General features: G+C 45.8%; 22 protein-coding genes and 1 tRNA gene. 16 read left to right on the forward strand and 7 right to left on the reverse strand.

From position 1 onward, the window contains the following. Positions 1–46 precede the first annotated feature (46 nt). The 6 genes from glgB (at position 47) to ACLTOH_RS11115 (ending at position 8237) form a co-directional block, all read left to right on the forward strand. Positions 47–2383 carry a 1,4-alpha-glucan branching protein GlgB gene (glgB, locus tag ACLTOH_RS11090; RefSeq protein ID WP_412224118.1) on the forward strand — a complete coding sequence of 779 codons (2337 nt, stop codon included), beginning with the start codon at positions 47–49 and terminating at the stop codon, positions 2381–2383. Positions 2384–2389: 6 nt separating this feature from the next. Continuing rightward, on the forward strand, positions 2390–3247 hold the full coding sequence (locus ACLTOH_RS11095) for a mechanosensitive ion channel family protein (RefSeq protein ID WP_412224119.1): 858 nt from the start codon (positions 2390–2392) through the stop codon (positions 3245–3247). 93 nt (positions 3248–3340) lie between these two features. Beyond that, positions 3341–4522 (forward strand): BMP family lipoprotein, encoded by a 1182-nt coding sequence (locus ACLTOH_RS11100; protein WP_022312981.1) that lies wholly within the window; start codon positions 3341–3343, stop codon positions 4520–4522. A 99-nt stretch (positions 4523–4621) separates the two neighbouring features. Further along, positions 4622–6166 carry an ABC transporter ATP-binding protein gene (locus tag ACLTOH_RS11105; protein WP_118537834.1) on the forward strand — a complete coding sequence of 515 codons (1545 nt, stop codon included), beginning with the start codon at positions 4622–4624 and terminating at the stop codon, positions 6164–6166. 4 nt (positions 6167–6170) lie between these two features. Next, positions 6171–7277, forward strand: a complete 1107-nt coding sequence (locus ACLTOH_RS11110; protein WP_022312979.1) for an ABC transporter permease — start codon at positions 6171–6173, stop codon at positions 7275–7277. Further along, positions 7278–8237 (forward strand): ABC transporter permease, encoded by a 960-nt coding sequence (locus ACLTOH_RS11115; protein ID WP_022312978.1) that lies wholly within the window; start codon positions 7278–7280, stop codon positions 8235–8237. Positions 8238–8329: 92 nt separating this feature from the next. Here the strand turns inward: ACLTOH_RS11115 and ACLTOH_RS11120 are convergent. The 3 genes from ACLTOH_RS11120 to ACLTOH_RS11130 form a co-directional block, all read right to left on the reverse strand. Then, positions 8330–8402 (reverse strand) — tRNA-Thr (locus ACLTOH_RS11120). Positions 8403–8533: 131 nt separating this feature from the next. Then, the gene (locus ACLTOH_RS11125; protein WP_022312977.1) at positions 8534–9346 is read right to left on the reverse strand and encodes an ABC transporter permease; all 813 of its coding nucleotides are present in this window, start codon (positions 9344–9346) and stop codon (positions 8534–8536) included. Beyond that, positions 9330–10103, reverse strand: a complete 774-nt coding sequence (locus tag ACLTOH_RS11130; RefSeq protein WP_117466478.1) for an ABC transporter ATP-binding protein — start codon at positions 10101–10103, stop codon at positions 9330–9332. The genes ACLTOH_RS11125 and ACLTOH_RS11130 overlap by 17 nt, the downstream gene beginning before the upstream one ends. A gap of 200 nt (positions 10104–10303) precedes the next feature. Between ACLTOH_RS11130 and argH the strand changes: the two genes are divergently transcribed. The 5 genes from argH to ACLTOH_RS11155 all read left to right on the forward strand — a co-directional run bounded on the left by argH (position 10304) and on the right by ACLTOH_RS11155 (position 16886). Then, entirely contained in the window at positions 10304–11725 is a 1422-nt protein-coding gene (gene argH, locus ACLTOH_RS11135) for an argininosuccinate lyase (protein WP_117466479.1), read from the forward strand. 65 nt (positions 11726–11790) lie between these two features. After that, a complete protein-coding gene (gene asd / locus ACLTOH_RS11140) occupies positions 11791–12876 on the forward strand; it encodes an aspartate-semialdehyde dehydrogenase (RefSeq protein ID WP_022312974.1) in 1086 nt (361 codons plus the stop codon). Positions 12877–12891: 15 nt separating this feature from the next. Continuing rightward, positions 12892–14610 (forward strand): putative bifunctional diguanylate cyclase/phosphodiesterase, encoded by a 1719-nt coding sequence (locus ACLTOH_RS11145; RefSeq protein WP_412224120.1) that lies wholly within the window; start codon positions 12892–12894, stop codon positions 14608–14610. A 29-nt stretch (positions 14611–14639) separates the two neighbouring features. After that, entirely contained in the window at positions 14640–15941 is a 1302-nt protein-coding gene (locus ACLTOH_RS11150) for an AAA family ATPase (RefSeq protein WP_412224121.1), read from the forward strand. A gap of 177 nt (positions 15942–16118) precedes the next feature. Further along, positions 16119–16886: a hypothetical protein gene (locus ACLTOH_RS11155; RefSeq protein WP_412224122.1), complete on the forward strand. Its 768-nt coding sequence runs from the start codon at positions 16119–16121 to the stop codon at positions 16884–16886. On the opposite strand, the gene ACLTOH_RS11160 is transcribed toward ACLTOH_RS11155, so the two are convergent. Genes ACLTOH_RS11160 through ACLTOH_RS11175 form a run of 4 tightly spaced genes read right to left on the reverse strand, consistent with a single transcriptional unit; the run spans position 16883 to position 20413 of the window. Next, positions 16883–17155 (reverse strand): hypothetical protein, encoded by a 273-nt coding sequence (locus ACLTOH_RS11160; protein WP_412224123.1) that lies wholly within the window; start codon positions 17153–17155, stop codon positions 16883–16885. The two genes, ACLTOH_RS11155 and ACLTOH_RS11160, sit on opposite strands and share 4 nt — an antisense overlap. Before the next feature lie 48 nt (positions 17156–17203). Then, positions 17204–18223 carry a tyrosine-type recombinase/integrase gene (locus tag ACLTOH_RS11165; protein WP_412224124.1) on the reverse strand — a complete coding sequence of 340 codons (1020 nt, stop codon included), beginning with the start codon at positions 18221–18223 and terminating at the stop codon, positions 17204–17206. Beyond that, complete coding sequence (locus ACLTOH_RS11170) at positions 18213–19202, reverse strand: tyrosine-type recombinase/integrase (protein WP_412224125.1); 990 nt, start codon at positions 19200–19202, stop codon at positions 18213–18215. Before ACLTOH_RS11170 ends, ACLTOH_RS11165 begins: the two co-directional genes overlap by 11 nt. Next, entirely contained in the window at positions 19199–20413 is a 1215-nt protein-coding gene (locus tag ACLTOH_RS11175; protein WP_412224126.1) for a site-specific integrase, read from the reverse strand. The genes ACLTOH_RS11170 and ACLTOH_RS11175 overlap by 4 nt, the downstream gene beginning before the upstream one ends. Before the next feature lie 130 nt (positions 20414–20543). Between ACLTOH_RS11175 and ACLTOH_RS11180 the strand changes: the two genes are divergently transcribed. From ACLTOH_RS11180 to ACLTOH_RS11200, 5 genes are all read left to right on the forward strand, one after another. After that, positions 20544–22595: a DNA topoisomerase gene (locus ACLTOH_RS11180; protein WP_412224128.1), complete on the forward strand. Its 2052-nt coding sequence runs from the start codon at positions 20544–20546 to the stop codon at positions 22593–22595. A gap of 18 nt (positions 22596–22613) precedes the next feature. Continuing rightward, entirely contained in the window at positions 22614–23285 is a 672-nt protein-coding gene (locus ACLTOH_RS11185) for a transferase LpxA family (protein ID WP_022312970.1), read from the forward strand. A 157-nt stretch (positions 23286–23442) separates the two neighbouring features. Continuing rightward, positions 23443–24477, forward strand: coding sequence for an ABC transporter substrate-binding protein (locus tag ACLTOH_RS11190; protein WP_022312969.1), 1035 nt, complete (start codon positions 23443–23445; stop codon positions 24475–24477). A gap of 101 nt (positions 24478–24578) precedes the next feature. After that, positions 24579–25523, forward strand: coding sequence for an ABC transporter permease (locus ACLTOH_RS11195; RefSeq protein WP_022312968.1), 945 nt, complete (start codon positions 24579–24581; stop codon positions 25521–25523). Next, positions 25523–26326, forward strand: a complete 804-nt coding sequence (locus ACLTOH_RS11200; protein ID WP_022312967.1) for an ABC transporter ATP-binding protein — start codon at positions 25523–25525, stop codon at positions 26324–26326. The genes ACLTOH_RS11195 and ACLTOH_RS11200 overlap by 1 nt, the downstream gene beginning before the upstream one ends. Positions 26327–26420 lie beyond the last annotated feature (94 nt).

Here is a 26420-nt window from a genome sequence, read left to right on the forward strand (position 1 = left end):
GACAGAATAGAATGCAGCAGACTACACGCCGCAGAAAAGAGGGAATATGACAAACAAACTTTATAAACTGATGAACTGGGCAAAGATAGAAGAAATCACTTATTCTGAATGTGATAATCCCCATGAACTGTTAGGACCTCATAAGCAGGGAAGTAAAATGCTGGTACAGGCATTCTTCCCGGGAGCAGAAAAGGTGACGATCCACTGGAAGAAGACAGGACAGGTAGGCGAAGCTTTTCTGGCAGATGTCCCTATGGAACTGGCAGACGAAGAAGGTTATTTCGCAGCCCTGATAAATGCCGGGAAGATGGCACCTTATGAATATGTGGTGGAATATGGAAAGACAGAAGAGCGTGAAGCCCACAGAATGATCTGCGGCGATGCTTACCGGCATGTTCCCCAGATCACGAAGGAAGATATGGATCGTTTTGCAGTCGGTGTTCATTACACCATTTATGAAAAACTGGGCGCACATCCCATGGAACTGGACGGAGAGAGTGGAACCTATTTTGCCGTCTGGGCACCGAACGCCATGCGCATCAGTGTAGTGGGGGATTTCAACGGATGGGACGGACGGATCCACCAGATGAGACGCCTGGGAGATTCCGGTATTTTCGAATTGTTCATTCCCGGCGCAGAAGCAGGAGACTGCTATAAATATGAATTGAAGATCAAAGGTGGACTGACTTATCTGAAAGCAGACCCTTACGGCAACGCCGCGCAGAAGAGACCGGAGACAGCTTCCGTCATCGCTGACCTGCGAGATTTTTCGTGGGATGACAGCGAATTCTTGAAAAAAAGGGAAAGCTACCAGTGCGGAAATGCTCCGGTCAGTGTGTATGAAATGTATCTGGGAAGCTTTGTGACGCCGGACGAGGGACAGGATTATGCGAACTATCGTGAGATCGCTCCGAAGGTCATTGACTATGTAAAAAAAATGGGATACACCCATGTGGAACTGATGCCGGTTATGGAACATCCTCTGGATGCTTCCTGGGGCTATCAGGTGATCGGTTATTATGCCCCTACCGCCAGATACGGTACACCGGAGGACTTTATGTTCTTCGTGAATGAACTGCATAAGGCGGGAATCGGCGTGATCCTTGACTGGGTACCGGCACATTTTCCCAGAGATACTTACGGATTGTCCGGCTTTGACGGCACCTGTCTCTATGAGCATCAGGATCCCAGGCAGGGAAACCATCCTCACTGGGGAACGCTGATCTACAACTACGGCCGTCCCCAGGTATCCAATTACCTGATCGCCAATGCTTTATTCTGGGTGGAAAAATATCATGCAGACGGTATCCGGATGGATGCGGTAGCCAGTATGCTTTATCTGGACTACGGCAAACAGGACGGGGAATGGATTCCCAATATGTACGGTGGTAATGAGAATCTGGAAGCCATCGAGCTGATCAAACACTTTAATTCAATCCTCAAAAAGAGAGATCCCGGGGTATTGTCCATTGCAGAGGAAAGCACGGCATTTCCCATGATCACCGGATCACTGGAGGAAGGCGGACTGGGATTTGACCTGAAGTGGAACATGGGCTTCATGAATGACTATCTGGATTATATCAAATACGATCCCTATTTCCGCAGCCACCACCACGGAGAGCTTACTTTCAGCATGATCTATGCCTACAGTGAGAAGTTCATGCTGGTATTTTCCCATGATGAAGTGGTACACGGCAAGGGAACTCTGCTTGGTAAAATGCCTGGAGACAGGGCACAGAAGCTTGCTAATTTACGCCTGACTTACGGTTATATGATGACCCATCCCGGCAAGAAGCTTCTCTTCATGGGACAGGATCTGGCGGAAGAGAAAGAATGGAACGAAATGCGTCAGGTAGAGTGGCAGCTGGAGGAACAGAAGGAAAATGCCGGTGTCCAGAAACTGGTGAAGGATCTGAATGTACTTTACAGAGAGAATAAGGCATTGTATGAATGCGATGATCAGGCCAAAGGCTTCCAGTGGATGAACGAGATCTCTGCCAATGAATGCTATGTAAGCTTTGTGCGTAAGGGAGAAGAGGCAGAGGAACTGCTTCTGGTCGTAGCAAACTTCTCCGGAGTACCCAGAGAGATCACCACAGGTGTGCCTTACGAGGGAAAATACAAGGAGATCCTGAACACGGATGCTGTGCAATATGGCGGTACCGGTGTGGTCAATGACCGTGTGAAACGTGCGGAGGACGTGGAATGGGATGACAAAAAGCAGTCCGTTACCGTGAAAATGGCTCCCCTTTCCTTAAGCATTCTGCAGTTTATTCCTTATACCGAGGCAGAACTGGAAAAAGTGATCGAGAAGCGTATCCGCAAGAATACACCGATCCGCAAGACCGCAGGCAAGACTACAAAAAGAAAACAGGAGAAATAAGGCAACATGGATCTGACAGATAACGTAATTGAAGAGGTGCAGAAAAAAGAAGGACTGATCGCATCTTTCCTGGATACCCTGCCGGAAAAGGCACTGAATCTTGGCATCCGGATCGGACTGGCACTGGTATTCTTTTTCATTGGAATGCAGCTGATCAGGCTGATCCGCAAGATCATCCGTAAATCTATGAACCGGGCGGGAGCAGAGATCGGTGTGATCCAGTTCGTGGACTCTTTTGTAAAAGCTTCTTTATATATAATACTGATCCTGACACTGGCGTCCTCCTTCGGCGTGGACGCAGCCAGCATTGTTGCGTTGCTGGGATCGGCCGGCGTGGCCATCGGTCTGGCAGTGCAGGGAAGTCTGTCTAATCTGGCGGGCGGTGTGCTGATTTTATTATTGAAGCCGTTTAAGGTGGGAGATTACATTGTGGAAGGCTCCTCCGGTAAGGAAGGTACAGTAAAAGAGATCCAGATCTTCTATACAAATCTGTTAACCTATGATAATCAGACGATTATTCTTCCAAACGGCAATCTGGCAAATAACACCATTGTGAATGTCACTGCTGCCGAATCCAGGCGATGTGATGTGAAGGTGTCTATTGCTTACAGCGCAGATATTAAGAAGGCAAAGGAAGTTCTGACAAAGGTTCTCTCTGAAGATCCCGATACTATAAAGGAAAGAGAGCATTTTGTATTTGTAGATGAACTGGCAGACTCCGGAATCAACCTATGTGTACGCTGCTGGTTCAAAAATGAGGATTTCTGGCAGGGAAAATGGCGTATTACCGAACAGTGTAAGTATGCACTTGATAAAGCAGAAATTGAAATACCGTTCCCGCAGATGGATGTGCATATGCGTTAATTAAAAATAGATATTGAATTTTACAGACTATAATGATAATATTACCGTTGTGATTCAATGTTTTAATATTTACATTTTTAGGAGGAAAAAATTATGAAAAAGTTTCTGGCACTTGCACTTGCATCTGTCATGGCTGTTTCTCTGGTAGCATGCGGCAGCACCAATGCTGACACCAATGCAGAATCCAGTGCGGCAGCTACCACCACTGCAACAACTGCAGAGAGCAGCAGTGAAGAACCCGGTCTGAAGATCGCTATCGTATCCAGCCCCTCCGGCGTGGATGACGGTTCCTTCAATCAGGACAACTACAACGGTGTTCTGAAGTTCATTGAGGAGAATCCGAATGCAACCGTAACCCCCATCCGTGAAGAGACCGGTGACAGCGCAGCAGCTGTTCAGGCTGTAGCTGATGTTGTAGCTGATTATGATGTTATTGTATGCTGTGGTTTCCAGTTTGCAGGTATCGGCAATCTGGCACAGGAGAATCCGGATACCAAGTTCATCCTGATCGATTCCTGGCCTACCGTTGATGGTACCGAAGTAACCGCAGATCAGGTGATCGACAACGTATACGCTGCTTACTATGCTGAGCAGGAGAGTGGTTTCTATGCAGGTATGGCTGCAGCTCTGTCTACCACCACAGGTAAGGTAGCAGTAGTAAACGGTATTGCATATCCTTCCAACGTGAACTACCAGTATGGCTTCGAGTGCGGTGTTAAGTATGTGAACGGTACCGAAGGCATGAACGTAGAAGTAGTAGAGCTTCCTTCTTACGCAGGTACCGATGTTACCGGCGCTAACGTAGGCGGTAACTATGTTGGTAACTTCTCCGATGAAGCTACCGGTAAGGTACTGGGTAATGCTCTGATCGCTGAAGGCGTGGACATCCTGTTCGTAGCAGCAGGTGGTTCCGGTAACGGTGTATTCACCGCTGCAAAGGAAGCTGAAGGCGTTAAGGTGATCGGTTGTGATGTTGACCAGTATGATGACGGTGCAAACGGTGACAGCAATATCGTTCTGACCAGTGGCCTGAAGGTAATGCATGATACTGTTTACAACGTACTGAACGAAGTAAAAGACGGTTCCTTCAAAGGTGCTAATGTGACTCTGACCGCAGCAGATGATGCTACCGGTTTCGTAAGTGAGGAAGGCAGATGCCAGCTCACCGCAGAGGCTATTGAGAAGATCAATGCAGCACAGGCTCTGTTAAAGGAAGGCAAGATCGTTCCTGCGGCAAACTTTAACGGTGTAACTCCGGAGACCTTTACCTGGTAGGAAGAATGGATTCACAAGAAGGTGATGGTGAGGAACTGTCACCTTCTTCTTGTTTAAACTGCTGTTTAGGCAGGAAAATGTACAGAAATGAGGATGAACATGTCGGAATATATTGTTGAGATGAAACACATCACCAAACGTTTTCCCGGGATCGTAGCCAATGACGATGTGACGATCCAGATCAAAAAGGGAGAGATCTTTGCCCTTCTGGGAGAAAATGGTGCAGGAAAATCCACCTTGATGAGTATGCTGTTCGGAATGTACGAACCGGATGAAGGAGAGATCTATATCCGGGGTGAAAAGGTGAAGCTGGAATCCCCCAATCATGCCACCAAATTAAACATCGGTATGGTACACCAGCATTTCAAACTGGTATCCAACTACACCATTGCTGAGAATATCGTAATGGGTATGGAGCCGGTGAAGAAGGTGCTGGGATGTATTCCGGTAGTGGATATGAAGAAGGCCAATCAGGATATCCGGAACCTTTCGGAAAAATACGGACTGGCAGTGAACCCCACCGATGTGATCAGCGACATTAATGTCTCTACACAGCAGAGAGTAGAGATCTTAAAGATGCTTTACAGAGAAGCGGAGATCCTCATTTTTGATGAACCCACAGCGGTTCTGACACCGCAGGAGATCGATTTCCTGTTGGATATTATCAAATCTCTGCGGGATGACGGCAAGACTATCATCCTGATCACACATAAACTGGAAGAAATCAAACGGATCGCGGACAGATGTGCCATCCTGAACCACGGACGTCTGATGGATGTCATGGATGTGGCTACCACGTCCACCAAAGTCATGGCCAACAAAATGGTAGGCCGTGAAGTGAATTTTGAGACAGAAAAAGAGCCTGCAAAACCGGGTAAGACCATACTCAGTATCGAGAAACTGAATGTTTACAATAAACAGGATTTCCAGGTGGTAAAGGATGTATCTCTGGAGGTACATTCCGGTGAGATCGTTGCGATCGCAGGTGTGGCAGGCAACGGACAGGTAGAAATCGCAGATGCTATTGCGGGACTGGTACCGGTGCGTTCCGGCAAGATCCTGTTAAACGGCAGAGACATTACGAACCTGTCTATCAGAGAACGAACGACCGAAGGAATTTCCTATATTCCCGAGGATAGACAGAATTACGGACTGGTCATGGATTTTACCCTTTCGGAGAATCTGGCACTTCGTAATTATTACAAAGAGCCGTTCTGTCATAAGGGAGTACTGGATCAGAAGATTTTTGAAGACAACAGTGAAAAACTGATAGAAAAATACGATATCCGAAGCGGCCAGGGCAGCAAGACAGTGGTACGTTCCATGAGTGGTGGTAATCAGCAGAAAGCCATTATTGCCAGAGAAGTGGAACAGGATTCCTCCCTGATGATCTTTGTGCAGCCCACCCGTGGACTGGATATCGGTGCCATAGAGAATATCCACAAGCAGATCATTGCAGAGAGAGACAAGGGCAAGGCAATCCTTCTGATCTCTCTGGAATTGGATGAGATCATGAATTGTGCGGATACCATCGCAGTTATTTATAACGGAAGCATACAGAAGATCGCCAAAGCCAGTGAACTGACCACCAATGAAGTGGGAGAGTTCATGATGGGCGTAAAAAACAAGGAGAAGGAGGCATAAGACCATGAAAAAATTTACAAAATTATGGAATGCGGTAAAGATTCCTCTCCTTGCGATCCTTTGTAGTCTTGTGGCAGGTGGTGTGATCATCGCTGTGACCGGTTCCAATCCCTTTAAGGCTTATTACGCACTTCTACAGGGAGGCGGACTGGCACCCAAGTCCTCCTACGCCAGCTACAAGAGTATGCTGACGGACTTTATGAGTTATGTGAACTATTTTACCCCCATGATCTTCGCGGCACTGGCTGTGGCGGTAGCACTCCGCGCCGGACTGTTTAATATCGGCGTCTCCGGACAGATGCTGGCAGCCGGATTTACCGCAAGCATCGTTGTGGGCTACAGCAGTCTGAACGCCGTGCTGGCAAAGCCGCTGGTAGTGATCATCGGCCTGATCGTCGGTGGTCTGGTGGGGGCACTGATCGGCTTCCTGAAATACCGGTTTAATATTAATGAGGTCGTTTCCTCTATTATGTTAAACTATACGTTCCAGTATGTGATCAGTTTCTTCATCAATACCTTTTTCGTGGATCCGGTCTCCAGACAGTCAAAGGAAATCTCCGCAGCTTCCAGACTGACACTGATGGATACCATGGTGGGCAATCTGAAAATGGATATTCCGCTGGGAATTATTCTGGCTCTGCTTACGGTGGTGGCTGTATGGTTCCTGTTAGAGAAGACAAAGCTTGGCTATGAACTGAAGGCTGTGGGCTATTCCCGCAGTGCTGCAAAATATGCAGGTATCAAGGTAGGCAGAAGCATGGTACTGTCCATGACGATTTCCGGTGCACTGGCCGGACTTGCCGGTGTGACTTATTATCTGGGCTATGTGGGATCCATTCAGCCAAAGGTATTGATCAGTACCGGATTTGATGCCATTGCGGTATCCCTGCTTGGTAACAACAATCCCTTCGGTATTGTATTTTCTACTATGCTGATCACCCTGATCAGCAAGGGAAGTACTTATATGAAATCTGCGGCCGGCGTGGATGCGGAGATTGCATCCGTTATCACCGGTATCATCCTTTTGTTCAGCGCATGTAATGCTTACATCAAGTGGAAAATGGAGCGAAACAGAAGAGAGAAAACCAACAAGACAAAGGAGGACAAATAAATGGATATTGTGATCATTGACGGTTTATCCTTTGCACTGCCTTTATTTATTATGGCCATCGGTGGCATCTACTGTGAGAAATCCGGTGTGACCATGCTGGCGGTAGAAGGCTTACAGGGTTTTGGCGCCTTTATCGGTGCATTCGTGGCGGTTGCCATTGCGGGAAACTTTGCCGGAGACTCTCCGGCGCCTTTCTACATTGCCATGGTTATGGCGGCTGTGGGCGGAAGTCTGTTTGCACTGATCCATGCCATGTTATGTCTGAAGTTCAAGGCCAATCAGGTTATCAGTGGTGTGGTAGTCAATATTCTGGCCATGGCGCTGACCGCATATTTAACGAAGCTGTTCAACAGAGTGGTATTTGGTGCTACGTCCGATAAGTTCGTACTGACTGTTTCTTCCAGAATTACCATCCCGGGAATCTCTAAGATTCCGGTACTGGGAGCGGTATTTACCAATCTGTATCCTTTTGAACTGGTGATTGTGGTAGTGGCTTTCGTGGCGTGGTTTGTGATGTATAAGACCCGCTTCGGCATGCATCTGCGTGCCTGCGGTGACAATCCCCATGCAGTGGATGCGGCCGGAAGACAGGTGGGACAGATCCGTCTGGCAGCCATTATGATCTGTGGTGCGTTGTCGGGACTGGGAGGTATCTGTTTCGCGTATTCCATTTCCGCAAACTTTTCCTCCAGTATTTATGTAGGTTACGGTTATCTGGCTATTGCGGCACTGATCTTCGGCAACTGGCGTATCCTGCCGACTCTGGGAGCGTGTCTGTTGTTCGGATTTGCCAGATCCGGTGGATACCGTCTGGTACAGGTACTGCAGATGCCCAGCAGTTATCAGGATCTGGTCATGATCCTGCCTTATGTACTGACTTTGCTGCTTCTGGTATTCTTCTCCAAACAGAACGGTGCACCGAGAGCACTGGGAGTGATCTACGACAAAGGTGCAAGATAAGCAGACATTTGCAGAACGCAGCTTTGCATGGCTCTGAAGAGTTACTACAAAAAAAGAGAAAGCGAAAAGCTTTCTCTTTTTTAATACATATAAGCTGAAAATGGGACTCGAACCCACGACCCCTTCATTACGAGTGAAGTGCTCTACCAACTGAGCTATTTCAGCGGACTAGGTTATTATATATGTTCTTGGGAAATTTTGCAACTGTAAAATTTATTATTTTCGCAGAACGTTTCACAAAGCCGTAAATTATGTAGGAGACCGTAAGACGAAAACGCCTGCGGATCTCCGAAAGGTCAGTTGCGGTGCTTTTTGCTGTAATGTTCCAGAGACTGTGTCAGCAGATAGAGCAGCATGGCAATCACACATAGCAGTAAGATGGAACTGATTACCATATCCAGCTGGAAGACCTGGGAACCGTAGATGATCAGGTAGCCCAGTCCCCGTCTGGCGGCGAGAAATTCCCCGATGATAACACCTACCAGGGACAGCCCGATATTGACTTTGGTGGTACTGAGCAGGGTGGGAATGGATCCCGGCAGTACCACTTTGAAAAAGATATCCCTGCGGTTTCCACCCAGTGTGCGGATCAGAATCTCCTTTTCCGGATCTACCTGATGAAAGGCGGTGTAAAAGCTGATGATGGATCCGAATACTGCCACAGAGATTCCAGCAATGATGATGGTGTTGATCCCGGTGCCCAGCCAGACAATAAACAGAGGAGCCAGAGCGGATTTCGGAAGGCTGTTGAGCAGTACCAGATAAGGCTCTAAGATCTCCGACAGCTGCCTGGAAAACCACAGCAGAGTGGATAACAGAAGACTGACGAAAAATACCAGCAGGAAACTCAGGATCGTTTCTAACAGTGTGATACCGATATGCATCGGAAGGGACCGTTCTGTCCATAATTCTCCAAGGCACAGAATGACTCTGTGGGGACTGGAGAAAAAGAAACTGTCGATCCAGTCAAGATCTGCACTTACTTCCCACAGGAGTAAAAAGATTCCCAGAAGAAAAAAGCGCAGGAAGGAGACCTGTCTGTGATGGCTTTTGTGTTTTCGAAGATATTGTTCCTGAACGGTCAGAGGTTGTTTAGTTTGTGGTCTCATCCGTTAATTCCTCCCAGAGTTGTTTGAAATAATATGGAAATTCTGGCGCATTTCTGGCAGCCAGCGGTGATGCATCCGGAAGCGTGAGCCGGATGGGGAGAACGGCCTTGATCGTCGCCGGCCTCGCAGACAGTACATAGACCTTGTCGGCCAGACTGATGGCCTCCGACAGATCGTGAGTGACGATGATCATAGTCTTACCAGCCTGCCGGATCAGCCGGCAGATATCTGCGGATACCATGAGCCTGGTCTGGTAATCCAGGGCGCTGAAGGGTTCATCCAGAAGGAGCAGCTGGGGATCCAGGGCAAGGGTGCGGATCAGGGCAGCACGCTGCTTCATGCCGCCGGACAATTCGCTGGGACGTTTATCCTGAAAGCTTTCCAGACCATAGTCGGACAGAAGCTGTTTCACATAGTCGGTACGCTCTTTGGTAAGAGCATGATGGATCTCCAGTCCCAGAGTGACATTCTGGTAGATGGTACGCCATTCGAAGAGATGATCGTGCTGCAGCATATAGCCGACACGGGGATAGTGAAGGGATCCGTCGGGATTGTTGACTACAATGGTGCCGGTCTCCGGAGCAAGCAGTCCCGCAATGATAGACAGCAGCGTGGACTTCCCGCAGCCGCTGGGACCTACTAAAGCGACAAATTCCCCTTCCTCCACCTGAAAGGAGACATCTTTTATGGCACCGGTCTCGCCCGCCAGGTTATGATAGGAGTAACCTATGTTTTTTAATTCGATGAGAGCTCCCATAAAAAGGCATACTTCCTTAACTTGAATATTTATTGTTATAGTATGAATTTAAAAGAAAAAAGTGTTTTTGCTACCCGAAAGTGATGAAATTCACTGTATTGCATTAAAGTGTCGTTTGTGATATGATTAATTGCAATCAATGTCTATGAGAAAAATTGTCTGATAGGCTGCTGACAGAATAAAAAGATGGGAGAATGACCATGGCACAATTATGGGGAGGACGCTTTACGAAACAGACCGATCAGCTGGTATTTGATTTCAATGCGTCCATAACATTCGATAAGAGATTGTTTCATGAAGATGTCACCGGAAGTATCGTACATGCCACCATGCTGGCAAAGCAGGGAATCCTCACCGAGGAGGAGAAAAAGAGCATTATCGAAGGACTGACCGGTATTTTGGAGGATGTGGATGCCGGAAAGCTTACAATCGACGAAACCCAGGAGGATATCCACAGTTTTGTAGAGGCAACCCTGATCGACCGGATCGGTGATGCAGGCAAAAAGCTTCACACCGGACGCAGCCGTAACGACCAGGTGGCGTTGGACATGCGTCTCTATACCAGAGCGAGAGTGGCAGAGACAGACGGACTTCTGGAAAAGCTTCTGGAAGCCATTCTGGACACCATGGAGAACAACTTAGAGACCTATATGCCGGGATTCACCCATTTACAGAAGGCACAGCCCATTACTCTGGCTCATCATTATGGTGCCTATTTTGAAATGTTCAAGAGGGACAGACAGCGTCTGGCCGATATTTACAAACGTATGAATTATTGTCCTCTGGGAGCAGGAGCACTGGCCGGTACCACGTATCCGTTAGACCGTGAGTATACCGCAAAGCTGCTTCGTTTTGAAGGACCGACATTAAACAGTATCGATTCCGTGGCGGACAGAGATTATCTGATCGAGTTCCTTTCCGCACTTTCCACGATCATGATGCATTTAAGCCGTTTCAGCGAAGAAATCATTATCTGGAATTCCAATGAGTACCAGTTCGTGGAACTGGACGATGCCTATTCCACTGGAAGCAGCATTATGCCTCAGAAGAAGAACCCGGATATCGCCGAACTGGTAAGAGGCAAGACCGGAAGAGTCTACGGTGCCCTGATGGCATTACTTACCACCATGAAGGGACTGCCCCTTGCTTATAATAAAGACATGCAGGAAGACAAGGAGATGGCTTTTGATGCCATGGATACCGTAGCGGACTGTATTGCCTTATTTACCGGCATGATAAAGACCATGAAGTTCCGTAAGGACCGTATGGCAAAGAGTGCCATGAACGGATTTACCAATGCTACGGATGCCGCAGATTATCTGGTAGGTAAGGGCGTACCTTTCCGGGATGCTCATGGCATTATCGGACGCCTGGTACTGTATTGTATTGAAAAGGATACTTCCATTGATGCCCTGAGCCTGGAAGAATTACGTTCCATCAGTGATAAGTTTGATGAGGACATTTACGATGCCATTTCCTTAAAGACATGTGTGGAAAAGCGGCTGACCATCGGTGCTCCCGGTGCGGAAATGATGAAGCAGGTCATTGAGAAAAATAAAGAATACCTGAAAACAAATGCCATAGAAGTATATCAACAGGCTTTGGAAGACCGTATTCAGTAAGTGGAAACTGAACAGGTCCTTTGCAGATAAAATAAAAATGCACAAAGATGAGGAGGAAATGAAAAATGAGTGAAAAATTACGTGTAGGTATCCTGGGCGGAACCGGTATGGTAGGTCAGAGATTTATCTCTCTGTTGGAGAACCATCCCTGGTTCGAGGTAACGACCATTGCTGCCAGCCCCCGTTCCGCAGGCAAGACTTATGAGGAGGCCGTGGGTGACCGTTGGAAGATGACCACTCCCATGCCCGAAGCTGTGAAAAAGCTGGTAGTCATGAATGTCAATGAAGTAGAAAAAGTAGCCGCACAGGTTGATTTCGTATTCAGTGCGGTAGATATGACCAAGGATGAGATCAAGGCCATCGAGGAAGCATACGCAAAGACCGAAACCCCTGTGGTATCCAACAACAGTGCCCACAGATGGACCCCCGATGTTCCCATGGTAGTACCCGAGATCAATCCCGAACATTTCCAGATCATCGAGGCACAGAAGAAGAGACTGGGAACCACCAGAGGATTTATCGCTGTAAAGCCCAACTGCTCCATCCAGAGCTATGCACCGGTTCTGACCGCATGGAAGGAATTCGAGCCTTACGAAGTGGTAGCAACCACTTATCAGGCAATCTCCGGCGCAGGCAAGACTTTTAAGGACTGGCCCGAGATGGTAGGCAATATCATTCCTTACATCGGTGGTGAGGAAGAGAAGAGTGAGAAAGAACCCTTACGTATCTGGGGTAAAGTGGAAGGCGATAAGATCGTTCCCGCAACTTCTCCCGTGATCACCTGTCAGTGCATCCGTGTTCCGGTATTGAACGGACATACCGCAGCCGTATTTGTTAAATTCCGTAAGAAGCCCACCAAGGAGCAGCTGATCGAGAAACTGGTCACCTTCAGCGGTGAGCCTCAGAGACTGGGACTTCCCAGCGCACCGAAGCAGTTTATCCAGTATCTGGAGGAGGACAACAGACCTCAGGTGGCTCTGGATGTTGATTTCGAGAACGGTATGGGTATCAGTGTAGGTCGTCTGAGAGAAGATACCGTATATGATTACAAGTTCGTAGGTTTGTCACACAATACCTTACGTGGAGCAGCTGGGGGAGCATTGCTTTGCGCAGAACTTTTGAAAGCACAGGGTTACATCACCAAAAAATAAAGGGTGAGTGGGGTTATGAACGAGTTACGCTATCAGCTGGATCTTATGCGCGCAATGAATCAGAAACTGAGCGCTAAGGAGAGAATGTATCGTCTGTTGTGCGATACCATGGATTATGCTTATATCTACTATTCTTTTGAAAAGAATACGGTCACTACGCTGGGAAAATGGGATGATTTCTTTGACTTCCAGATTCTGGACAGAAGAGATTTTGTAAAACTTCAGGAGATGGTGGACGAACCGTATGTGCTGGCACTTCGGGAAATGCTGTTTTTGGAAAAGAGCGGTCGGGAGACGGACTCTGTGGAATGTATGCAGAGGGGAAAGAAGACCTGGCTGCAGTTTTCCAGCAGGATTTTCTACGAAGATGACAGGCCGACGGATCAGATTATTGTGGTACAGAATATCACTAAACAGAAAACACAGAACGAAGAGCTTCTCTACATGGCGTATTACGACAGTCTGACCGGACTGTACAACCGAAATTATTTTGTTCGTCTTCTGACCGAATTTCTTCGTCGGGCCAAAGAGGATAACCGGCTGGTCAGCGTGCTTGTTATTGATATTGATGATTTCCGCAAGGTAAATGACGGACTGGGAATCGTGGCGGGGGACGAACTGGTACAGCAGTTTGGCTCTTTTCTGAAGGAATTTAACGGGGATGATGTGATCGTCTGCCACCTGACCAGTGATGTCTACTGCATGGCCATTTATGATCCTTGTGGGAACAAAAGTGTGGAACATATTCATAAGAAGATCGTTAAGCGCACCAGGGAGCCGTTTTATCTGGTGGGCGGGCAGGTTCTGAACATCACCGTAAGTGTCGGTGTGGCGGAATATCCGGAGGCTGCGACTTCCGCACTGGAACTGATCAACTGTGCGGAAATCGTAATGTTCAAGGGAAAAGCCATGGGCAAGAACCGGATCCAGTATTTCGATACGCCGATCCTGAACGATTTCCTGAAAAATGTAGAACTGGACAGCAAATTAAAAGAGGCTGTTTTTGAGAATAATTTTCTGCTGTATTATCAGCCCCAGTATTATGCGGGCAACCGTAAACTGCGGGGCGTGGAGGCACTGATCCGCTGGAAGGATGGCAACGGCAGAATGATCAGTCCGGCAAAATTCATTCCCATTGCGGAGAAGAACGGAACGATCATTCCTATCGGCAACTGGGTACTGGAACAGAGTATCCGTACTTTTTCCGAATGGAGGAACCGTTACGGAGTTCCTTTTGTGCTGTCAGTGAATATTTCCGCGTTGCAGTACCAGAAGGAAGATTTTGTGGAAACCCTGCTGAATATCATTCATAAATACGATGTGGATCCGGATGAAATCGAACTGGAGATCACAGAAAGCATTTTGATCGACGATTTCAGTGCAGTTACCGAGAAAATGCAGTTGTTGAAGGAGTACGGGATTCGCATTTCACTGGATGACTTCGGAACAGGATTTTCTTCCCTGTCTTACTTAAAGAAGCTGCCTATCAATACGCTGAAGATTGATAAATCATTTACCGACACGCTGCTGACGGATTCTGCGACCCGGATTATTACGGAGTCTATTGTAAGTATGGTGAAATCCCTGGGATTTGAGTCCATTGCGGAAGGCGTGGAGGAAGAACAGCAGTATAAATATCTGCGGGCTATCGGGTGTGATATCATTCAGGGATATCTGTTTGGAAAGCCGTTGTCACAGGAAGAGATCGAACAACTGTTGCAGAAGATGTACTGATCTGCTGGGTCAGAAAGAAAGAGGCTGCCATGCTGACTGGAAGGGAACAGGAAACAGCTTTTTTGGAAAATCATTATAAGAGAACAGGGAGTCAGATCCTGGTGGTGTATGGACAGAGAGGCGTTGGCAAGACGGCTCTCTTAACCTCTTTTACGGAGAAAAAACAGACGTTGCGTTATAGTGCGGGAAACTGTTCTTCCAGAGAACAACAATATTTGTGGGGACGGGAACTGCGAAGCCGGGGAAAGGAGATTGCAGAGTATCCTTCCTGGCGGGAATTGCTGGAATGCATGACAATACAGAAAGGCGAAACGACAGCAGATAAGAAAGTACTTATCATAGAGAATTTTCAGTATCTTTTAAAAGGGGATACTTTGTTTTTGCAGGAACTGATCCGGTTCCTGAAGGAGAAAAAAGAAGCACTGTTAGTGATCCTGACCACCTATGCCTCCGGCTGGGTGGAGAACAGCATGATTTCCAAAGTGGGAAATCTGGCATTTTCCGTCAGCGGATTTCTGAAGGTGAAGGAACTGCCTTTTTCCGCCATGCGTAAGATATTTTCCGACTATACAGTACAGGAAAGTATTTCGCTTTATGCGACATTGGGAGGGCTGCCGGGACTGTGGCGGCTGCTTTATCCGCAGAATTCGGCAGAAGAAAATCTGATCCGGCTGCTTTTACAGAGGAACAGCTTTCTGCCGGAGCTTATGATAAAATGGCTGTCGGAGGAATTGCGGGAGACGGCAGTTTATGACACCATTCTGGCAACGCTGGCAGACGGAAGACATGGAAAACTGAACGATATGTATGCACATACCGGATTTTCCCGGGCCAAGATCAGTGTATATCTGAAGAATTTGATGGAACTGGAGCTGGTGGAGAAGGTGCTGCCCGGTACATATGAGATCTGTAATGCGTTTGTCCGGTTTTATTTTTGCTTCCTGTTTCCGCATCAGACGTCTGAGCGGACAGAAGGCAGTACATTTTATGAAAAATACATCCGGGAAGAATATAATGATCTTCAACTGTTGACCTATCGCCGGATCTGTCAGGAAGTGCTGCAGGGACGTTTCCGGACGGTTGAACTCTGGAACAGCAGACAGGGGAAAATCTATTTTCTGTGCAGGGAGGACACCGGCAGAAAGATCGTGGTGGATTATTCCGGCACGGTATGTTATACTTCGAAAGATTATGATGTGCTGCAGGCATCCATGAAGAGGGAACATGTGACTGCAGACAGCATTCTGATATTTAGCGAGAATGGATATGAGAAGACATTAACGGAAGGAACGGTACAGATACTGGTGCATTCCGTGGATGAGAACTCGTAAGACAGGAAAGATGGTATTACGTGGGTAAAAATTTATTATATGTTGAGCTCTACATAAAATAGTTTTTTATGAGTTTTAGAATATGTTGAGTTGTTGTCGTTTTTTGCTTGTTTCATAGTTTTTTTGATTCCTTTCTTAACATAATTTAATTTATACGTTGTACTTATGGAGGTTAATATGGCTAAATATGCATATCGAGTTCCGAATGGAACTGAAAATGACAGAGTAGATGCATCTGACCTGCCATTACATGGTAATGGAACATTTTATTGCACAACACCTGATTGTCGAGCCAGAATGTATGTGCGTTCTCCGCAAAAGCAAAGTGCGTGTTTTGTGAGTTATAATATATCAGAACACACAGGAGGAATTCTTTGTCATATTAAGGATTTGTTTAAACCAGATGATTACTGTGAAAATCTCTTTTCTCTGGACAACTTTTTTACTAACTTATTGACTAAGCAAGATCGAGATTCTTCTCCACATCATGGAAGCGGCGGAAAAGGTAGTAATAGCAAAATTGCCATAAATACTTTAAAAATGCTTTATCTGATGTGTGTTCAGTATCGTGAAGGTGGCAGTTATAACAATTATCCAATAGATGATATTCTCGTTGACAAGTATAATTTTGATAAATACCGAGAAAATGGTATTATCGGTAATCGAATCGTTGCATGCACTTTTTGGAAATATGATCCTAATACGAATTGTATTTTTATGAACTGCCCCGATGAAAGATTATATTTGCCGGGGGAAGAACATAAAATTCTTAAAATACATGTAACGGATGATAAAATGTTCGAAAAGTGTGCGAACAAACTAAAAGATAAAACGCATTTGCATATATCAGTAATAGGTGCAAATTGGATACCGTCAAATGATAATAATTGTCTGGCTGAGTGTGAAGTTGTATCTGTGGGAAAACAAATATGCAAAGGGGACTAATACGGTTTTTGCATAATTAAAAAATTATCCCTTTTTAAAATTTTTGCAATTTCAAGTGCTTGTTCCTCGGAGTAGCCATATCCTTCGAATTCTTCCATTAACGCCTCTGTATTTATCTCACGGCTTTCATATCCTAATATATAATGTATGATACGAAGTTGAGCAGTGGTTAGAGAATTTAATTTATTTTTTACAAGCATAGGTATCCATTCGAGCAGTTCTTTTCGTTCTGTTTTCTCGTTTACTAAGTCAATTGATTTATTTTTCATCTCTTATTCCTTTCTGCGGGTGATACTCTATCACCCGCGAAAACTGTTTTAGATTAAAGTTCGAAGCCACTCCATCAATCCCTCATCATCATTCCATTGCGGCATCGCCGGAGTGCCTTTAATAGGATTTGCTTTTTCGAGAGCTTCCCGTTTGAGCGTTGTATCTGCTCTCGCATATATTTCTGTTGTAGTGACACTACTGTGTCCAAGCAGATCACGAATATAGACTAAATTCACATTTGCTTGTAATAGATGCATTGCTTTTGAATGTCTAATGCAGTGAGGCGAAAGTTTTTCGGGAATAAGTTCAGGATGAACTTTCCTCGCCATATCTGCGTATTTTGTTAAAATATAGCTGATTCCAAAACGTGAAAGCTGTTGAACGTTTCTATTTTGAAATAGGTATGCATCATTTCCACCTGCATCAATTTTAAAATCTTTAATATATTGCTTTAATATATCCACGGTTCTGGAAAGAAGTGGAACAATGCGTGTTTTATCTCCCTTTCCGGTTATTCTTATTGTTGCAGGTGTGCTAAAACGAATATGAACTATCTTAATATCTGCGATTTCTTGAACTCTGGCACCTGTGTCGTACATAAGACTAAGAATAGCCAGATCCCGGCGACCGTATTTGGTTTTTATATCTGGTTGTTCAAGAAGTAATTTTATGCCGTCAATAGTAAGATATTTTAACCCAGGTTCTGGTTGCTTCATTGGCCGTATGGCTAAATTTTCCTGACATTGCAGGGCACGGTCTGGTAGTGCGAATTGCAGATACCTGAAAAATGATTTTAATGCACCTAATCGTTGATTGCAGGTACTTGCACCACAATTTCTTTCCTTTTTGAGCCATAGCATAAAATCTTCAATTTCTTGAACATTAAGCATATCTAATGTCAGCAAATTTGGTTTTATATGTTTTCCCGTATCGTAAAACAAAAGCAGTAACCGAAATGTGTCACGATACGTAGCTATTGAATTAGGACTTAGATTTCGTTGTATTGGCAAGTATTCTGTGAAAAATTTGGTCATGTGATATGCAAAATCAGGTGTTTTATTCTTCATACATCACACCTCCGACTTCTGGAAATACATGCCCGGTTAGCTCGTCCATTTGTTCTAGCACATCTGGAAAAGCTTCAGCGGTTAATTTTAAATAATACTGTGTCGAAGCAATGCCTGTATGTCCAACGTATTTAGACAAAATAGGAAGCATAGCAGTAAGATCAACACCTTCTTTCGCCCATTGGTTTAATCTATGACATATAAATGTGTGACGTAGATCATGAACTCGTGGTCCCAGTTCCTTGCCAAGATATGGGATTCCTGCTAACCATAGTTGTTCTCGAAAATGTCGTTCTATATTACTTACACAATATCCGGTTCCGTCTTTTTTGAAGAAGAATGGAAAGTCTTCTTCATGATCACTGTGAACAGATTCTGTGTATGTTCTGCATCGAGTTGCTAGTGTTGCTGCCAGTGGAACGAGTCGTTCATTTCCGTTTTTGGAATCATGAATATGAATAATTCCACGTTCGATATCAACATCACCAACTGTAAGATTAAGAAGCTCCGATATGCGGAAACCGCATCCATAAAGCATCCGGTATAAAAGCGGAAACGAGAGATGGCGGTATGGAGAATTTGGAGTATATTCCATTTGATCTAAAGAAATAAATAGTTTCTTAATCTCTGCTTTGGTGAATACATATGCCGTATGTTGTGAAAAATGATATTTTTGCGGTGGGGCTATATAGCCGGAGTAGCCTTGGCTGTTTAAAAATATAGCAAAGTGTTGAAGATACATAATCCTCGCTGATCTTGTAGTATCATTTTCGTTCGGCCGTTTTTGTGCCCAAGCCAGAACAATTTCTTTCGACAATTCGTAATTTTTCACTTCATATCGTTTGCTGAATGTATCAAATACATGTAATGCGTTATATCCACCCACATAATCATATCCTAGTGCCTGCTTTTGTTTTACAAACAAATCCAACATGGGAGCAAATGGTCCATCAAAAGATCTAACTGTTCTTTTCTTCATAAGTCCACCTCCAATCCACACAGGGCAAGTTGCTTTATACTGATTCTCAAGTAAACTTCTGTGCTTGAGATATCTGCATGTCCAAGTGTTTGCGATATAACAGGGAGAGAAACATCATTTTCAAGCATTCTGGTAGCCAAACTGTGTCGAAAAGCATGCATTCCAGTACGTTTGTTAGCGGGAGTATTGATACCCGCTGTTCGCATCTGTCGTGGAATAACATTACCAAGAGAATGCAATTCTCCATAAGGATACATATGAGACACAAAAATGTTTTTAACATTAGTTTCTGGACGCCCATTTTTTAAATAATCTATGATAGCCCAGCCTACGTCATCTGGTAGTGGCAAAGAAAGTGCATGCCCGGTTTTTTGCTGACAAAACGAGATGAGTTTATTGTCCCAGTTAATGTTTGAAAATGTCAAGGTTCGGATATCGCTACTTCTAATTCCTAATCTTGCTGCAATCAGAAAAATGGCATAATTTCGTTTACCGATAGGATTTGAACGATCCACAGAATTAAGTATTTTTTCAATTTCTGTGTCGGTAAATGTGCTGGGGATTTTCTGTTGGCGGATGTTTTTTACGTGAGGGATGAAATCCGAAAGCGGAGTGTCAATAAATCCATTTTCATATCCAAAAGTTAGTAGCCTGCGAATTTCGCGTAGTGATTCAGAAACATAAGTTGTAGAAAAACCTGCAAATGATAAAATGTAGGTGTTAATTATTGTTCCTGTTACAGACTTAAAATCTCGAATCCCAATATCATAAAGATAATCATGGAATCGCATGAGCTTTCCACGTAGATGTTTCATGGTGCTTTCGGAAAAATGTCTATGCTCCTCAGCTTTTAAGAATTCCGAAAAAAGATCATGTAACTCTTCCGAAAAATCTGTTGATGGTGTACAATACTGACGGAAGATAACGTGAAATTGTGTAAAATCTGAAAGTATGTTCACAGCTCGTGTGATGCGATACATAGAATCACGTTTTTCTAAAGCTTCGGCACATACATCCTGAAGGAATTGTTGACGAAAACCCTCTGTGAATTCTTGATTGGGCTGAACTGAAGCATAAGACAATATAGATTGCCACGTTTTATTGTAGGTCTGTACTTGACAATCGCTATAGCCCTTTTGAAACATCACCTCCTTTAATTCAGAAACATAGGTTTGCAATTCTGATGTAAAAACCTTATTGAGTCCTTCCATTCTCTTCTCCTTTCTTGCTATAAATGGTTTGTTACATTAATAACCATATCAAAAAGGAAAGAAAATGTTGAGTAATTGTCGTTGTAAAACTAATAAAGAAAGGAAAGAGTCATCTGACTCAACATAATATATGACTCATAAAAATTTATTTATTGCAGAGAAACCGAGCGTGGCAAGAGAATTTGCCAATGCTTTAAAATACAATATGCGTTCCAAAGACGGCTATCTGGAATCGGAAGAGGCTATCGTTACCTGGTGTGTGGGACATCTGGTGACCATGAGTTATCCGGAGGTGTATGATGAAAAGTTCCGGAGATGGAGCTTTGACACCCTGCCTTTTCTACCGACGGAATTCAAATACGAAGTCATTGAAAGTGCGAAAAAACAGTATACGATCGTAAGTTCCCTGCTGAACCGGCCGGATGTTACGACAATTTATGTCTGCACCGACTCCGGAAGAGAGGGAGAATACATCTATCGTCTGGTGGAGCAGATGTCGGGCGTACAGGACAAGGAACGGAAACGTGTATGGATCGACTCCCAGACGGAGGAAGAAATCTTACGTGGAATCCGGGAGGCAAAAGATCTCTCAGCCTACGACAATCTGGGAAATGCTGCCTATCTGCGGGCCAAGGAAGATTATCTCATGGGTATCAATTTTTCCAGAGCCCTGACGTTAAAATACGGCAACACGGTAAAAGGGTATCTCAAAAGAGACCGGGCAGTGATTTCTGTGGGTCGTGTCATGACCTGTGTCCTTGGAATGATCGTGAACAGAGAGAGGGAGATCCGTTCGTTCACCAAGACTCCCTTTTACCGGGTGATCGGTAATTTTAAATTACAGGAGAAGCCCTTTACCGCAGAGTGGAGAGCAGTGGAAGGCTCGAAATATTATAATTCTCCGGCACTGTATAAAGAGAACGGCTTCAAGAAAAAAGAGGATGCCGAGCGTCTGATCGCAGAGCTTACCGCAGAACCGGCAGGCCCGGTGACTGTCACCGGCATTGAGAAGAAAAAAGAGAACAAGAATGCACCGCTTCTGTACAATCTGGCGGAGTTACAGAATGACTGTTCCAAATACTTTAAGATCAGCCCGGATGAGACTTTGCGGATCGTACAGGAACTGTATGAGAAAAAGATGACCACTTATCCCCGAACGGATGCCAGAGTCCTGTCTACGGCGGTGGCAAAGGAAATCCAAAAGAATATCGGTGGCTTACGCAGCTATGCTCTGGCCACTCCTTTTGCCAAAGAAGTGTTAGAGCAGGGGACCTATAAGAATATTGCGAAGACACGTTACGTGAATGATAAGCAGATCACGGATCATTATGCCATCATTCCAACGGGACAGGGACTGAACAATCTGGCAGGTCTGGCCCCTACGGCGGCAAAAGTGTACGAGGTCATTGTACGCCGGTTCCTGAGTATTTTCTATCCTCCGGCAGTCTATCAGAAGTTCTCTCTGGCAGTGAAGGTAAAGGAAGAAAACTTTTTTGCCAGCTTTAAGGTACTGGTACAGGAAGGGTATCTGAAGGTGGCGAACTTCTCTTTTAAGAAGGAGAATACGGCACCGAAGGAAGATAAAGAGAATGAGAATGAAAGCGCTGATGAAAAATGTGATGCAGAGCTTACCAATCTGCTGATGCATCTGAAAAAAGGAGATTCTTTGACTGCGGATACCTATGAGATCAAGGAGGGCGAGACTTCGCCGCCCAAGCGTTACACTTCGGGAAGCATTATCCTGACCATGGAAAATGCGGGCCAGTTTATCGAGGACGAAGAACTGCGGGCCCAGATCAAGGGAAGCGGCATCGGCACCAGCGCCACGAGAGCGGAGATCCTGAAGAAACTGGTGAATATTGAATATCTGGCACTGAACAAGAAGACCCAGGTGCTGACTCCCACCCAGATGGGAGAGATGATCTATGACGTGGTATCGGATTCCATAAGACCACTTTTAAATCCGGCACTGACGGCCAGTTGGGAAAAGGGGCTTACCATGGTGGCGGATGGTGTGATCACACCGGAAGAGTACATGGGAAAGCTGACGGATTTTGTGGGAAGGCGAACTACCGCTGTACGCAGCCTGAACAATCAGGGAGTGCTATGGAGACAGTTCCAGGCTACAGAAGAATTTTATCAGAAGAAGACAAAGCAATCCAATGCCAAAAATAAGGAATAAAGATGAGGAGAAATTATCATGGAAAATATTACGATTGAGAATCTGTATGATCTGAAAGAGACCATTGCGGCAGATCTGTTCACCGAGGCAGAATATCCCTGGGAGGTGCTTCCCAGAATCCACGATTTCATTCTGGAACTGGGTAAGAGACTGCCGGAAGAAATTTATGAAAAAAGAGGCGAGGATATCTGGGTGGCAAAGAACGCAAAGGTAGCTCCTACCGCCTGCCTGAACGGTCCGCTGATCATTGATGAAGAAGCGGAGGTCCGTCACTGTGCCTTTGTCCGTGGCAATGCCATTGTGGGTAAAGGCGCGGTAGTTGGCAATTCCACGGAACTTAAGAACGTGGTTCTGTTCAATAAAGTACAGGTGCCTCATTATAATTATGTGGGAGACAGTGTGTTGGGCTTCAAGTCCCATATGGGAGCCGGTTCCATTACTTCCAACGTGAAGAGCGACAAGACGCTGGTGGTTGTAAAGAACGGAGAAGAGAAGATTGAAACCGGGCTGAAGAAGATGGGGGCCATGTTGGGAGACCATGTAGAAGTGGGTTGCAACAGCGTACTGAATCCCGGAACAGTCATCGGACGCAATTCCAACGTGTATCCTACTTCCTGTGTCAGAGGGGTGATCCCTGCTGGACATATCTTCAAAAGACCCGGAGATGTGGTGAAAAAAGATAATATCTAAAAATTAGATCATTATTATTCAAAGCATCGATGAATTTTGATTGACGAATGTCCTTTTATGAGTTATGATATTTATCAGTGCAACGCTTTGACGGGGTAAAGCGTCTGCGCATTACAGTAAGCAGATCGTAAGATCCGCAGAAAAGAGGACATTTATTATGAAAAAGAAATTATTATCTGTAGTACTTACCGCAGTAATGGCAGCATCTGTCCTGACAGGTTGTGGCAGCACCGATAACGGAACTGCTTCCACCGCAGCAGCTACCGGCACAGCTCAGAGTGAAGCAGCAGCTACTAGTGCCGCTTCCACAGATGGCAAGGTATATAACATCGGTATCTGCCAGCTGGTTGAGCATGAAGCTCTGGATGCAGCAACCCAGGGATTCCAGGATGCTTTAAAAGAAAAGCTTGGTGATAATGTAAAATTTGATCTGCAGAATGCACAGGGTGAGCAGACCACCGCAGCTACCATCTGTAATGGGTTCGTATCTGATGGTGTGGATCTGATCCTTGCCAATGCAACCTCTCCTTTACAGAGTGCAGCAGCAGCTACCACCACGATCCCCATCTTAGGTACTTCCGTAACGGATTATGCTACTGCACTGGAGATCTCCGACTGGTCCGGTGCTACCGGCAGAAATATTTCCGGTACTTCTGATCTGGCTCCTATTGAAGAGCAGGAAGCTATGTTAAAGGAACTGTTCCCGGATGTAAAGCAGGTTGGCCTGTTATATTGCTCCGCAGAAGCTAACTCTCTGTATCAGATCCAGCTGTTTGAGGCTGCTCTGGACAAAGATGGTATTGCATATAAAGAGTATGCTATCGCTGATACCAACGAAGTACAGTCCGTTACCACGGCTGCCGCAGGCGAGTGCGATGTTCTGTACATCCCTACCGACAACACACTGGCATCCGTAACCGAGACTGTATATAATGTCGTAGCTCCCGCTAAGATCCCTGTTATTGCAGGTGAAGAGGGTATCTGCAACGGCTGTGGCGTAGCAACCTTATCCATCAGCTATTACGATCTGGGATATGCTACCGGTGAGATGGCTTACGAGATTCTGGCTGAGGGCGCAGACATCACTACTATGGATGTACGTTATGCTCCCAATGTTACCAAGAAGTACAATGCCAAGATCTGTGAGGAGCTGGGTATCACCGTTCCCGATGATTACGTAGCAATTCAGTAAGAGTTATACAGGTATTTAAGTACGGTTCTAACAAAATATACTTCGATAGGGATAGCGCGTAACAGCGATATCCCTATCTGGAGTTTTAGGAGGAAAAAGAAATGTCTTACTTTATGTCACTGAATCCCCTTTCCCTGTTCAGGGCAATGCCGGGATCGATAGCACAGGGAATGATCTGGGGAGTCATGGCACTGGGAGTGTATATTACCTTCCGCCTGCTGGATTTCGCTGATCTGACCGTGGATGGTTCCATTGCAACCGGCGCTGCGGTATCCGTTATGCTGATTCGTGCGGGAGTTTCTCCTATAGCTACGCTGCCCATTGCTTTCCTGGCCGGAGCATTGGCAGGCATGGTAACGGGACTGTTGAACACCGCACTGGGAATCCCCGGAATTCTGGCAAGTATTCTGACGCAGATCTCCCTGTATTCCATTAATTTGAATATCATGGGCAAAGCAAACCAGCCGGTCAGCGTAGATAATTATCCGCTGGTGGTATCTCTGCGCTATGTGACGGATGGCTCTGTCAGCAGACTGCTCTTTTTCCTTGGAATGATCGTATTTTTACTGGCACTGATCGCTGTAATGTACTGGTATTTCGGTACAGAGCAGGGACATGCCATCCGTGCTACGGGCTGTAACGGTAATATGGCAAGAGCACAGGGCATCAATACCAACTTCATCAAAGTGCTGGCACTGATGATCTCCAACGGTCTGGTAGGACTGTGTGGTGCACTGTACGGCCAGTTTCAAGGTGCAGCGGATGTCAATATGGGACGCGGTGCTATCGTTATCGGTCTGGCAGCTGTTATCATCGGTGAGGTTCTCTTCGGTAAGTTTGCCAGCAAGAGAAAGCTTGCGTTCGCATTTACCCTGGCATCGGTTATTCTGGGCGCTGTGATCTACTATATGGTATATCAGTTCGTACTGTGGCTGAAGATGCCTTCAGAGGATATGAAATTGTTCTCCGCTATCGTAGTTGCCATTTTCCTGGCAATTCCTTACTTGAAGGAGAAGAGAACACTTCGGAAAGGAGCGTCAAAGTAATGGCTTACGCATTGGAGATACAGGACGTACATAAAGTATTTAACAGAGGCACCATCAACGAGAAGGTGGCCTTGAATGGAGTAAACTTAAATCTGAATCCCGGGGATTTCGTGACGATCATTGGTGGTAACGGCGCGGGTAAGTCCACCACGCTGAATGCTATCGCCGGCGTATGGCCCATCGATTCCGGCAAGATCATCATTGATGGTACGGATATTACGAACCTGCCAGAACACAAGAGAGCAAAATATCTGGGAAGAGTATTCCAGGATCCCATGACAGGAACCGCAGCTACCATGGATATCGAAGAGAACATGGCGATTGCGTTACGTCGCGGTGAGAAGAGAACCCTTCGATGGGGTGTTTCCAGAGAGGACAGAGAGTTATTCCGCGAGAAGCTGCAGACTCTTGGATTGGGACTGGAAGACCGTATGACCAGCAAGGTGGGGCTGTTATCCGGTGGTCAGCGTCAGGCCATCACACTGCTTATGGCAGCATTGAAGCAGCCCAAGCTCCTTCTGCTGGATGAACATACCGCAGCACTGGATCCCAAGACCGCAGCCAAGGTACTGGAGATCAGCGACAAGATCATCGCAGAGAATCAGCTGACCGCCATGATGGTAACTCACAACATGAAGGATGCCATCGTTCACGGCAATCGCCTGATCATGATGCACGAAGGCAAAGTGATTTACGATGTGGCTGGGGAAGAGAAGAAGAATCTTCAGGTGAAGGATCTGCTGGCAAAGTTCGAGGAAGTCAGCGGCGGAGAATTCGCCAATGACCGCATGATGCTGGCGTAAAAATAAGAACGGGACACGCTGCCGATTTAGGCAGCGTGTTTTTGCGTTAAATGGAAAGTTAGTTACATTGGCAAAATCCACGAACTCCCGGAGC

The organism is Waltera sp. (assembly GCF_046969025.1).
Classification (GTDB): Bacteria; Bacillota; Clostridia; order Lachnospirales; family Lachnospiraceae; genus Acetatifactor; species Acetatifactor acetigignens.